The following is an 11,854-nucleotide window of genomic DNA, read 5'->3' as shown; positions in this document are numbered from 1 at the left end:
CTCGCAATGAAGCCGGGGCGCAGGAATTAAAAACCGGTCATTTTTTTTAGTTAATTAATATTTCATTAACAACATAACGTATTCTGAAAAACAAAAAAGCCGTTTACCCCGGGGGAATAAACGGCTTTATCAAAGCATGCATTTCTTAATGAAGCACGGTAACCGCATCTTCAAGACGTCCGGCCCGGTGCTTAACCATCGCGGAAATCTGCGAGCTCTCTTCCACCAGGTCAGCATTTTTCTGCGTAATGCTGTCCAGCTCAGCCACAGCACGGGTTAGCTCTGTCAAGCCTGTCGCCTGCTCGGAGGTGGAGTGGCTGATCTGCGCGATAAGCTGCGTGACGTTTTTCACCTGCTCGACAATATCATCCATGGTACGCCCCGCGGCGTGGACCTGATCGGCGCCCGACTGCACTTTGCTGGCGCTGGCGTCGATCAGCTTGCGAATATCGTTCGCCGCATTCGCGCTGCGGCTGGCAAGATGACGCACTTCCCCCGCCACCACCGCAAAGCCTTTCCCCTGCTCGCCCGCGCGTGCCGCCTCAACTGCGGCGTTCAGCGCCAGAATATTGGTCTGGAAAGCGATGTCATTGATAAGCGAGGTAATAGAGCCAATGCGCTGGGTACTGTCGGCAATGTCATCCATGGTTTTCACCACGGTCTGCATCACGGTGCCTCCCTGCGTGGCCGCGCTGCTGGCAGCCATCGAGAGCTTGTCGACTTCGGCTGCGGTCTCAGAATTACTCTGCACCGACGCCGCCATCTGGTTCATTGTCGCCACGGTCTGCTGCACGTTAGCCACGGTCTGGCGCGTGCGGTCGTTGAGATCTTCATTGCCCTGCGCCAGCCTGTCGCTGCCGTCACGCACGCTTACCACCTGGCTGGAAACGTCGTTGATAAGCCAGCGGCACATCAGCCCCAGCTGGCCGACGGCCCGCAGCGTCAGCCCCAGTTCATCGCTACGGTTAAGATGCTGAACGCTGTTACGCTCGCCGGTAGCGACCCTGAGCGCCTGCCGTGCGACGTTTTCCACCGGGCGAACAATCTGCTGTTCAAACACCAGGGTGCCGAGCAGCATGACCACGGCAGCCGCCACCAGCGAAGCCCAGCCCGCAGCACTGGCAACCAGCGTTGCGGCCATCACCGCAAACAGTCCCGCCATCACGCTACGTACGCGCCAGCGCAGCGGCATCGCCGGTAATTTGCCGAGCCAGCCCTTGCGCACCACCAGCCCTTTATGGATCCGTTTTTTGCAGCGTCCTTCGTTGAGCGCCTGATATAGCGGCTCCACCGCGGCTATCTCGTCCCGTGTGGCGCGGGTACGAATGGACATATAGCCCGTCATCTGACCATTACGCACCATCGGTACCGCATTCGCGCGTACCCAGTAGTGATCGCCATTTTTACGCCGGTTTTTGACAATCCCGCTCCAGGGCTCGCCTTTTTGCAGCGTGTACCACATGTCGGCAAACGCCGCTTTCGGCATATCCGGGTGGCGCACAATGTTGTGCGGCTGCCCGAGCAGCTCCTGGAGCGAAAAGCCGCTCACTTGCACAAAGGTGTCATTGGTGTGGGTCATGTAGCTGTGGAGGTCGGTGGTCGACATAAGCGTGGTGTCATCGTCCAGCGGATATTCATTCTGGGTGACGTAGTCAGGAGAGGACATAGTGAGCATCCCTTGCAGGTTATTTGAATGTTAATTTTGTGGCTTATGTTTTTTCGGCGATAAAAAATTTATCTTTAGTTGTTAAATATGATTGAGATCGCAAATCTCGGTTAAACCGCACTTTTCGTACGCTTTTCTAATTAATTGATTTAAAATACTTTCGCGCCGAAACTACCCACAAAGCATGATCCCCCGATGCACACTTAAGTTGCACGCTCTGCCCTACGCCAGTGCAATTGACGAAACCCCATCCCCGGCTCGTTATCCCTTATCCCGCGCGGCGCGCAATGGCATGATTAAATATTGCGCAACTTTGATTTCACCTGGCGTTTATCCCGATTTTTGTTAAGGCATCTGAGGTGGCGTAATCCCTGCAATACTTAACTCAGTATCATGTGATACGCGATCCCCGGGAGCATATTTTGAACAGGTTACCTTCCAGCGCCTCGGCTCTTGCCTGTACCGCGCACGCACTGAATCTCATCGAGAAGCGAACACTTGATCATGAGGAGATGAAACAACTTAACCGAGAGGTCATTGATTACTTTAAAGAGCATGTGAATCCTGGTTTTCTGGAGTATCGCAAATCTGTTACCGCCGGCGGGGATTACGGAGCCGTAGAGTGGCAAGCGGGAAGTCTGAATACGCTTGTCGACACCCAGGGACAGGAGTTTATCGATTGCCTGGGTGGTTTTGGTATTTTCAACGTGGGGCACCGTAATCCAGTTGTGGTTTCCGCCGTACAGAATCAACTTGCGAAACAACCTCTCCATAGCCAGGAGCTGCTCGACCCGCTTCGCGCCATGCTCGCGAAAACGCTGGCGGCGCTCACGCCCGGCAAGCTGAAATACAGCTTCTTCAGCAACAGCGGCACCGAATCTGTCGAGGCGGCGCTCAAGCTCGCCAAAGCGTACCAGTCGCCGCGCGGGAAATTCACCTTTGTCGCCACCAGCGGCGCGTTCCACGGGAAATCCCTGGGCGCACTGTCGGCGACCGCCAAATCCACCTTCCGTAAACCGTTTATGCCGCTGCTGCCGGGCTTCCGCCATGTGCCGTTCGGCGACATCAACGCCATGCGCACCGTGCTCAGCGAATGCCGTAAAACCGGCGACGACGTGGCGGCGGTGATCCTGGAGCCGATTCAGGGCGAAGGCGGCGTCATCCTGCCGCCGCAGGGCTATCTGCCCGCCGTGCGTCAGCTGTGCGATGAATTTGGCGCGCTGCTGATCTTCGACGAAGTGCAGACCGGAATGGGACGCACCGGCAAGATGTTCGCCTGCGAACACGAGAACGTTCAGCCGGACATTCTGTGCCTGGCGAAAGCACTCGGCGGGGGCGTGATGCCGATTGGCGCGACGGTGGCAACGGAAGAGGTATTCTCGGTGCTGTTCGACAACCCGTTCCTGCACACCACCACCTTCGGCGGTAACCCGCTGGCCTGCGCGGCCGCGCTGGCGACCATCAACGTGCTGCTGGAGCAAAACCTGCCTGCGCAGGCGGAGCAGAAAGGCGACATGCTGCTGGACGGCTTCCGCCAGTTGGGGCGTGAGTACCCGGATCTGGTACAGGATGCGCGCGGGAAAGGGATGCTGATGGCGATTGAGTTCGTTGATAACGAAACCGGCTATAGCTTCGCAAGCGAGATGTTCCGCCAGCGGGTACTGGTGGCGGGAACGCTCAACAACTCGAAAACCATCCGCATTGAGCCACCGTTGACGCTCACCATTGAGCAGTGTGAGCAGGTGCTGAAGGCGGCGCGTAAGGCGCTGGCGGCGCTGCGGGTGAGTGTGGAAGAGGCGTAAAAAACGCCGGGTGGCGCTACGCTTACCCGGCCTACAACATACTGCATATGCACGCCGCCGGGCTGCTTTTTATCGGTGAAACTCCGCCACCGTCATAGTGAAGCGAAGCACGGTATCGCCTTTATTGGCATAGCCGTGCGCCGCTTCCGTTTTCGCCACCGCCGACGCGCCAGCATTAACCTGTGCCACCGTCTCGTCCACCGTCAGGGTTAATACGCCTTCGTTCACGTGCAGCAGTTCAAACGTTCCCGCCGGATGCCCCGGAGAGGTGAACGTCTCTCCCGGATGCATCTCCCACTGCCACAGCTCAATCATGTCCGGGCCTGCGGTGCCTGCCAGCAGTCTGGCGTAACCGCCCTGTGCGCCCTGCCACAGAACCGGGATCGCCTCTTCCTGAATAATGTGTACCTGCGGCTCGCTGGAGACGTTAACGATATCTGCCACCGAGACGCCAAGCGCGGCGGCCAGTTTGCACAAAATGGCAATGCTGGGGTTGGCAGCCCCTTTTTCGATCTCCACCAGCATGCCTTTGCTGACGCTGGCGCGGCGGGAAAGCTCGTCCAGCGACAGCTTTTTCTCTTTCCGCCAGCTGCGGATACGGTTCGCCACGGCCAGGCTTACCTGGGCAACATCGGCGCCCGCTTCGGTCATTATATTGACTTTATCAGTCATTGGTCACTACCATGGTATAAAACAGTCAATACAGGATTATTTATGTCTCTTGTAACACCGTCAATAGATTCGCGTCTTGTCGGGATCGCGCCCGGCTTTCGGGCGTTGAGCATTCAGGTGGAAGCCGCCCCGATTACCCAACCGGAGGTTGCGCCCGCCGCGCTGGCGCAGGCCTGCCAGCAGATGCTCAATGATGATGTGCCCTGGGCAGAAAATCACCTCGCCGCCTGGGATGAGGTGTTTAAAGCCTTTGGTGCAAAACCCAAACGCACGCCCTGCTCGGCCTCGGCCCTGCGCAAGCGCGTGATGAGAGACGGTTCGCTGCCGCCGCTCGACCCGGTGGTGGATATCTATAATGCCATCAGCATCCGCTACGCTATTCCGGTGGGGGGAGAAAATCTGGCGGCTTACTCGGGTGTGCCGCGCCTGACGCTGGCCGACGGCAGCGAGCCGTTTGATACCTTCAAAGAGGGTGAGCCGGTCGTCGAAAATCCGGAGCCTGCCGAAGTTATCTGGCGTGACGATCTCGGCGTCACCTGCCGCCGCTGGAACTGGCGACAGGGGATACGCACGCGTCTGGACAGCCAGGCGCAGTCCATGTGGTTTATTCTCGAAAGCCTGCCGTCGATGCCGCTGGCAGCATTACAGGAAGCTGGCGATGAGCTGGTGAGCAATCTGCAAAAGCTGATGCCGGGCGCGACGGCGCGTGTTCAGTTGCTGGAGCTGGCGTGAACAACGCCGGGTGGCGCTTCGCTTACCCGGCCTACAAATACTGCATATGTAGGCCCGGTAAGCGCAGCGCCACCGGGCAAAGCCGCTACTCCGGCAACAGCCCCACAAAACAGCGTTTTTTGCGCGGCTCTGACATCAGCTCCTCCAGCTTATCCACGCAGGCCAGATAGTGCGGGGTTTGCTTGTGCGCCAGCACCGCCTCTTCGTCTTTGTAGGCCTCATAAATAAAGAACCGGGTTTTCACCCTGGGGTCCTGCAACACGTCAAAGCGCAGGTTTCCCGGCTCCCTGATCGCCCCCTCATGGTTGGCGCGAAATACCTCCAGAAACTCATCCACCCGCTCGGGCTTGATGTTGATCTCCACTAACGTCACGTTCATTTTGCTTCTCCCTGTTTCTCTTCCTGCCAGAACTGGAACGCCTCCCGGGCGCTCATGTTCTCGTGTACCACTTTCTTCACCGCCTTCAGCATGGCGAGCGGCGCGCTGGACTGGAAGATATTGCGCCCCATGTCCACGCCCGATGCCCCCTGGTCGATCGCGCGCCAGCACATCTCCAGCGCCTCATGCTCCGGCAGCTTTTTGCCCCCGGCGATGACAATCGGCACCGGGCAACTGGCGGTCACTTTTTCAAAGCCCTCGTCCACGTAGTAGGTTTTGACGAACTGCGCCCCCATTTCGGCGGCGATGCGGCTGGCAAGCGAGAAATAACGCGCGTCACGCGCCATCTCTTTACCCACGCCCGTCACCGCCAGCGTCGGCATGCCGTAGCGCGCGCCCGCGTCCACCAGCTTGATGATGTTGTTGATCGACTGATGCTCAAACTCGCTGCCAATGTACACCTGCGCCGCCACCGCGCAGACGTTCAGGCGCAGGGCGTCCTCCATCGCCACCGCCACGCACTCGTTCGACAGCTCGCCCAGAATCGAGTTACCGCCGGAGGCGCGCAGCACCACCGGTTTGTTCGTCGCGGCGGGCACCTGGCTCCTGAGAATACCGCGGGTGCACATCAGCACGTCGGTTTCGCCAAACAGCGGCGCGATGGAGAGGTCGATACGCTCCAGGCCGGTGGTCGGCCCCTGAAAGTAGCCGTGGTCAAAGGCCAGCATCACCGTGCGGTTGCTCTGCGGGTTGAAGATGCGCGCAAGCCTGGACTGCATGCCCCAGTCCAGCGAGCCGCAGCCCTTCAGGGTGTACGGCACATTCTGCTGCGGCGTGCCGATGCCAAAATCCTTGCCGTCTTTGATGTCGTCTAAATCAGCCATTTGCTCCCCCGTCAGAAATCGTATTTATTGATGTTCTCTTTGGTGAACACCACGCGCTCCGGCAGCAGGACGATGCCGTTGCCCTTCGCCTCATACTGGTAGCCCTGCACGCTGTTCGGCTCGACCTTCAGCGCGCCAATCTCTTTTACGTCCACGCTGTCGCCGACGTTAAGATCGCCTTTTTTCAGCAGACGATCGGCGACATTGACCGCAATTTTGCCCTGTTGTACGACATCCCACAGGCCGAAGGCTTTCACCGTGCCGCGCTCAACATACGGACGCATCACGTTCGGCGTGCTGAAGCCGACAATCGCCACCCCTTCCCGCTTCAGATTCTCCGCCGCCTGCGCCGCCGCAGGCAGCGCGTTGGCATCCGGGGCGATAATCGCATCCAGATCAGGATACGCCTTTAAGATCCCCTCGGCGGTTTGCAGGGATTTGGTGGCGTCGTTATAGCCAAACTGGGTAGTGACGATCTGCCACTGGGGGTGTTCTTTCTCGATTTTGGCCTTCGCCTCTTTCACCCACTGGTTCTGGTCGGTGACGGTCGGGCTGGAGTAGAAGAACGCCACTTTGGCATTCGGTTTGGTGACCTGCTTGCCCGCCATCTCCACCAGCAGGCCACCCAGCTGTTCCGGCGTCCCCTGGTTGATGTAGATGCTGCGGCACTCCGGTTTGGTGTCGGAATCCCAGGTCAGAACCTTGACGCCGCGCTGCATCGCGCGCTTCAGCGCCGGGCAGAGGCCGTCCGGCGACACGGCGGAAACGATGATGGCGTTATAGCCCTGATTGACGAAGTTATTGATGAGCTGCACCTGGCCGGAGACGCTCGGCTCGGTCGGGCCGTCGTAGGTGACGTCCACGCCAAGATCTTTCCCCGCCTCTTTCGCGCCGTTGCCGCCGCTGGTGAAGAAGCCCACGCCCACCAGCTTCGGGATAAAGGCAATGCGATCCGCCGCCTGCGCCGAAGCGAAGCTGAGGGCCATTGCCAGAACGAGCAGTTTTGTTTTCATCTTACGCTCCGGATAGTTTTCTGAAGAGAGATCGCACCCATTCGCGGTGCAGACTCAACGAACGTCCCATCACCACCACAACCAGCAGCGCCCCTGACAGCGCGCTCGACACCTGGTTGGGGATGCCGACCATCTGTAACCCCTGTTGCAGGTAGCCCACCAGCAGCGCCGCCAGCGCCGTACCGACAACCGAACCTGACCCGCCGTAGATATTGGCGCCGCCAAGCACGGCGGCGGTAAGCGCGGGCATCAGCAAATCGCGCCCCAGATCCGAGCGCGCGGAACCGAAATAAGAGACCATCACCAGCGCGGCAATCGCCGAGGCCACGCCCACCAGGCCGTACAGCGCGTAGGGCATGCCGTTCACCGACAGCGCCGCATAGCGCGCCGCGCGCGGGTTTTGCCCAATTAAAAACAGATGACGACCAAAGCGCCCGCGATGGGTAATCAGCCAGAAGAAAGCGGTAATCACCGCAAACAAAACCAATGGGATCGGCAGACCCACCACCGTGAGGTTAGCGAAGGCCGTAAAGCTGTCCGGGAAGCCGCCGATGCCCTCGTAGCCCGTCGCCCCCGCCATGCCGGAGAGCAGCAGCGCCCCGCCGCCGTAGAGGTAGAGCGTACCGAGGGTGATCACTAACGGGCTAATGCCGGTGTAGTGGATCAGCGCCGCATTCAGCAGCCCGCACAGCAGTCCCAGCAGCAGCGTCAGCGGAATAGCAACTGCCATCGGCCACCCGGCCTGCATCATCACCCCCAGCGCGATGGCGCACAGGCCGATGGTCGAGCCGAGGGAGATATCGATCCCGCCGCTGATAATCACAAGCGTGAGCGGCAGCGCCACAATGCCGATGCAGATGAAGTCGCTGGTGCTGAACAGCAGCATGTTGATGTCGAGCATGCGCGGGTTGAGGGCACCAAAGAGCAGGATCTCCAGCACCAGTAAAATGAGCAGCGCGCTTTCCCAGTTAAGCCTCATTTACGCCACCTCTTTTTTGCATTCTGGAAATGGGGTAACGTGCTTTCCCCCTTTGTTACCCGGCTGGAAGCGGCTGTATTTCAGCGCTCGCTGATGTTTTGAGAGCGCCTGACGCAGACGTCCGTCGAGCACCAGCACGCCCAGCAGCACCAACCCGGCGATAAAGTCGTTCCACCACGCTGGCAGCCTGAACAGCACCAGCACGGTATCGATTTGGGTGAGGAAAAACGCGCCGAGGAAGGCGCCGACCAGCGTACCCGTGCCGCCCAGCAGCGAAATGCCGCCGAGCACGCAGGCGGCGATGGCCTTCATCTCCAGCCCGCTGCCGGTCTGGTTGGGCACAAAGCCAATCTGCGCGGCAAAGACAATCCCGGCGCAGGCCGCCAGCATGCCGTTGAGGGTAAAAGCGAGCATACGGGTGCGGTTCACCGCCACGCCCAGCTGCCGCGCGGCGGCGAGGTTATCTCCCACCGCGTAGAAATCACGCCCAAAGGCGGTGCGCGACAGCGTCCACGCGCCTGTGGCCGCGATAATCAACACCAGCATGCCGAGCGGCGAAATGCCGACGGCGGCTGGCTCAGAGAGGGATTTCAGCCCCGGCGGCAGCCCCTCAATCCACTTTCCGCCGGTCCAGAGCAGCATCGCCCCGCGGTACAGCCCCAGCGTGCCGAGGGTGGCGACAATCGCCGGAATGCGCAGGCCCACCACCAGAACCCCGTTGAACGCTCCGGCCAGCGCACCAGTCGACAGCGCGAAGAGGATTGAAACGGGCAGGCTGTAGCCACTATTGAGCGCCACGCCGACGGCGATGGCAGACAGCCCGACGATGGAGCCAACTGAGACGTCGATATTGCGGGTCAGCATCACCAGCGCCGCGCCGGTTGCCAGCAAAATCAGGATCTGCGCGCTGGCGAAAATCATCCCCAGCGTTTGCAGGCTGAAGTAGGACGGGTTCAGCGCCACCAGCACGGCGAACAGGGCGAGGATCGCCAGAAACGCGCTCAACTCGCGGTTTTTCAGTAAGATCTTCATGATTGCCCTCCAAACGCCAGCGCCATCATCCGGTCAAGGCTGACGGCGTGGCGCGGCAGTTCGCCGCTGAGTACGCCCTGATGCATCACCAGCACGCGGTCCGCGAGGCCGGGAAACTCATCAAGATCGCTTGAGATCATCAATACCGCCACGTTCTGCGCCGCCACGCTTTTCAGCAGTTGATAAATATCGGCGCGCGCCGACACATCCACGCCGCGCGTCGGCTCATCGACGATCAGCAACAGCGGGTTGGCCTCCAGACAGCGGGCCAGCAGTACCTTCTGCTGATTGCCGCCGGAGAGCGTGCGCACGGTTTGATCCGCATGGTTGAGCTTGATCCCCAGCGCCCGGTGATAGCGCTCGACCACCGCAGACTCCCGCTTGCGCTGCTGCCAGAGCGACGGCTCGTTCAGCGCCACGGTGTTCCAGCGGATCGGCGCGTCGAGAAACAGGCCGGACACCTGCCTGTCTTCTGGCAGATAGACCAGCCCTTTTTCCAGACGTGAACTGACCGGATCGGCGGTGATCTCCTGACTCTCCAGCCACACCCGTCCGCCGCGTACCGGACGCAGGCCGTAGAGCGTTTCGGCAAACTCGGTACGCCCGGACCCCACCAGCCCGGCCAGACCGACGATCTCCCCGGCGTAGATCTCCAGGCTGAGATCGATAAAGCCCTCCCCGGTGAGCGCTTCCACGCGCAGCACGGGAAAGTCCTGCGCCTGGGTGCGGCGGTTGCCCGGCAGCGCCAGCCACAGCTTTTGCGTATCGCTGAGGGAGGTCTCCCGGCTGACCGGGGTCATGGCGGCGATCAGGGCGTTATCGTCAAACTGCGCGGTTTCGCCGCTGAGTACCACCGCGCCGTCGCGCATCACCGAGACGTGGCTCGCCAGTTGTCGAATCTCCGGCAGCTTGTGCGAGATAAAAACAATCCCGACGCCGAGATCCTGCAAGGCGCGGATCTGGCGAAACAGGCGTTCGGTTTCGCCCGGTGTAAGAGAGGCCGTGGGTTCATCGAGGATCAAAATTCTGGCGTTGCGCATCAGCCCACGCAGGATCTCCACCATTTGCTGATCCGCCACCTCCAGGGTGCTGGCAGTGGCGTCAAGGTTAAGCTGGCATTGCAGCTGCCGGAGTTTCTCCGTCAGGCGTTTTTCCCGATCGCGCTCGCGCGGCAGACGAAACAGGATGTTTTCCCGCACCGTCAGGTTGGGGAAAAGCAGCGGCTCCTGCGGCACCAGATAAATGCCTAACCTGTGCGCCTGCGCGGGGGTAAGCCGTGCAAAAGACTCACCGGCAACCGAAAGTTCACCGCTGTCCGGGGTTTCCACCCCGGCGATGATCTTCATCAGCGTCGATTTTCCCGCGCCGTTACCGCCCATCAGCGCGTGCACCTGCCCCGCAAGCAGCGTGAAATCAATGCCTTTTAAAACCGGCACGCCTGAGAACTGCTTGCTGATATTCCGCGCGTCGAGAATTGGGGTCATCATCGCTCCGCTATTGAACAAATGATTTTTAGATTTAATAATGTTCAAAAGCGTAGACGGTGAACTATATTTACAACCGTGCAGGGATCACAGTTTTATCGATTGATATTCAGATAAACCAGAAACGATCGAAAAGATCCGTTTTGCCGCGTGGCTCACATTTTCACGTCGCGCCATCACGAACATATGATCTAAATTTTTATAAGAGTTCAATTATGAGCGATAAACGCACTGCGGAAGAAGGACGGTTTGCCGGGCTGGCTCTGGCGGAAGAGGAGCTGGTGGCGCGCGTGGCCTGGTGCTACTACCACGACGGGCTGACCCAGAACGACATCGGTGAACGGCTCGGGCTGCCGCGTCTGAAGATCTCCCGCCTGCTGGAGAAGGGCCGCCAGTCAGGGGTGATCCGCGTGCAGATCAACTCCCGCTATGAGGGCTGTCTGGCGCTGGAAACCGAGCTACAGCAGCGCTTTGGCCTGAAGCTGGTGCGGGTGATGCCCGCCCTGAATACGCCGCCGATGAACGTGCGGTTAGGCATTGGCGCGGCGCAGTCGCTGATGGGCGTACTGCAACCCGGCCAGCTGTTAGCGGTGGGCTTCGGTGAAACCACCATGAGCAGCCTGCAACACTTAAGCGGCTTTATCAGCTCGCAGCAGATCCGCCTGGTGACGCTCTCCGGCGGCGTCGGGCCGTATATGACCGGTATCGGCCAGCTGGATGCAGCCTGTAGCGTCAGCATGATCCCCGCCCCGCTTCGCGTTTCATCCGCTGAAGTGGCCGGGATCTTAAAACGCGAAACCAGCGTGCGGGACGTGATCCTCGCCGCCACCGCCGCTGACGTGGCGGTGGTCGGGATTGGTTCGGTAAATCAGCGCCGTGACGCGACGATACTGCGTTCCGGCTATATCAGCGAAGGTGAACAGCTGATGTACGCCCGTAAAGGCGCGGTGGGCGATATCCTCGGCTTTTTCCTCAATGCCGAAGGGGAATGCGTCGAGGAGCTGGAGATCCACAAAGAATTACTGGGCGTCACGCTCGATGAACTGGCGCAACTGCCCACCATCGTAGGCGTGGCCGGAGGAGAAGAGAAAGCCGATGCGATTTATGCCGCACTGAAAGGTCGCCGTATCAATGGCCTGGTGACGGAAGAGACGACAGCCCGCGCGGTGCTGGCTCTGGCCGGATAAGAGCAGCCCTGCGCCTGACACGAG

The 11,854-nt window shown here is 59.9% G+C and carries 11 protein-coding genes; 3 read left to right on the top strand and 8 right to left on the bottom strand.

Translation table 11 applies throughout. The features are described 5' to 3' along the window. Positions 1 to 145: 145 nt before the first annotated feature. Positions 146 to 1,666 carry a methyl-accepting chemotaxis protein gene (locus BH712_RS20905; RefSeq protein ID WP_032674060.1) on the bottom strand — a complete coding sequence of 507 codons (1,521 nt, stop codon included), beginning with the start codon at positions 1,664 to 1,666 and terminating at the stop codon, positions 146 to 148. A 422-nt stretch (positions 1,667 to 2,088) separates the two neighbouring features. Between BH712_RS20905 and ygjG the strand changes: the two genes are divergently transcribed. Next, a complete protein-coding gene (ygjG, locus tag BH712_RS20895; RefSeq protein WP_032674061.1) occupies positions 2,089 to 3,468 on the top strand; it encodes a putrescine aminotransferase in 1,380 nt (459 codons plus the stop codon). A gap of 69 nt (positions 3,469 to 3,537) precedes the next feature. Here ygjG and BH712_RS20890 read toward each other — a convergent pair whose 3' ends face one another. Next, positions 3,538 to 4,140 carry a helix-turn-helix transcriptional regulator gene (locus BH712_RS20890; protein ID WP_006812052.1) on the bottom strand — a complete coding sequence of 201 codons (603 nt, stop codon included), beginning with the start codon at positions 4,138 to 4,140 and terminating at the stop codon, positions 3,538 to 3,540. A 42-nt stretch (positions 4,141 to 4,182) separates the two neighbouring features. Between BH712_RS20890 and BH712_RS20885 the strand changes: the two genes are divergently transcribed. After that, complete coding sequence (locus BH712_RS20885; protein WP_006812053.1) at positions 4,183 to 4,872, top strand: B3/B4 domain-containing protein; 690 nt, start codon at positions 4,183 to 4,185, stop codon at positions 4,870 to 4,872. Positions 4,873 to 4,957: 85 nt separating this feature from the next. Here BH712_RS20885 and lsrG read toward each other — a convergent pair whose 3' ends face one another. The 6 genes from lsrG to lsrA are packed head-to-tail and all read right to left on the bottom strand — an operon-like array spanning position 4,958 to position 10,643. Further along, entirely contained in the window at positions 4,958 to 5,251 is a 294-nt protein-coding gene (lsrG, locus tag BH712_RS20880; RefSeq protein ID WP_006812054.1) for a (4S)-4-hydroxy-5-phosphonooxypentane-2,3-dione isomerase, read from the bottom strand. Continuing rightward, a complete protein-coding gene (gene lsrF / locus BH712_RS20875) occupies positions 5,248 to 6,135 on the bottom strand; it encodes a 3-hydroxy-5-phosphonooxypentane-2,4-dione thiolase (RefSeq protein ID WP_006812055.1) in 888 nt (295 codons plus the stop codon). Before lsrF ends, lsrG begins: the two co-directional genes overlap by 4 nt. Before the next feature lie 11 nt (positions 6,136 to 6,146). Further along, complete coding sequence (lsrB, locus tag BH712_RS20870; protein ID WP_006812056.1) at positions 6,147 to 7,148, bottom strand: autoinducer 2 ABC transporter substrate-binding protein LsrB; 1,002 nt, start codon at positions 7,146 to 7,148, stop codon at positions 6,147 to 6,149. A gap of 1 nt (position 7,149) precedes the next feature. Beyond that, a complete protein-coding gene (gene lsrD / locus BH712_RS20865) occupies positions 7,150 to 8,127 on the bottom strand; it encodes an autoinducer 2 ABC transporter permease LsrD (RefSeq protein WP_006812057.1) in 978 nt (325 codons plus the stop codon). Then, positions 8,128 to 9,159: an autoinducer 2 ABC transporter permease LsrC gene (lsrC, locus tag BH712_RS20860; RefSeq protein ID WP_006812058.1), complete on the bottom strand. Its 1,032-nt coding sequence runs from the start codon at positions 9,157 to 9,159 to the stop codon at positions 8,128 to 8,130. It lies immediately after the preceding gene. Then, on the bottom strand, positions 9,156 to 10,643 hold the full coding sequence (gene lsrA / locus BH712_RS20855) for an autoinducer 2 ABC transporter ATP-binding protein LsrA (RefSeq protein ID WP_032674062.1): 1,488 nt from the start codon (positions 10,641 to 10,643) through the stop codon (positions 9,156 to 9,158). Before lsrA ends, lsrC begins: the two co-directional genes overlap by 4 nt. A 215-nt stretch (positions 10,644 to 10,858) precedes the next feature. Between lsrA and lsrR the strand changes: the two genes are divergently transcribed. After that, positions 10,859 to 11,830: a transcriptional regulator LsrR gene (gene lsrR, locus BH712_RS20850; protein ID WP_006812060.1), complete on the top strand. Its 972-nt coding sequence runs from the start codon at positions 10,859 to 10,861 to the stop codon at positions 11,828 to 11,830. The last annotated feature ends 24 nt before the right edge of the window (positions 11,831 to 11,854 follow it).

This window comes from Enterobacter hormaechei ATCC 49162, from assembly GCF_001875655.1.
In the GTDB taxonomy this organism is placed as follows: Bacteria; Pseudomonadota; Gammaproteobacteria; order Enterobacterales; family Enterobacteriaceae; genus Enterobacter; species Enterobacter hormaechei.
The sequence above is the reverse complement of the archived record's forward strand: the minus strand, read 5'-3'. Positions and strand labels throughout refer to the sequence as shown.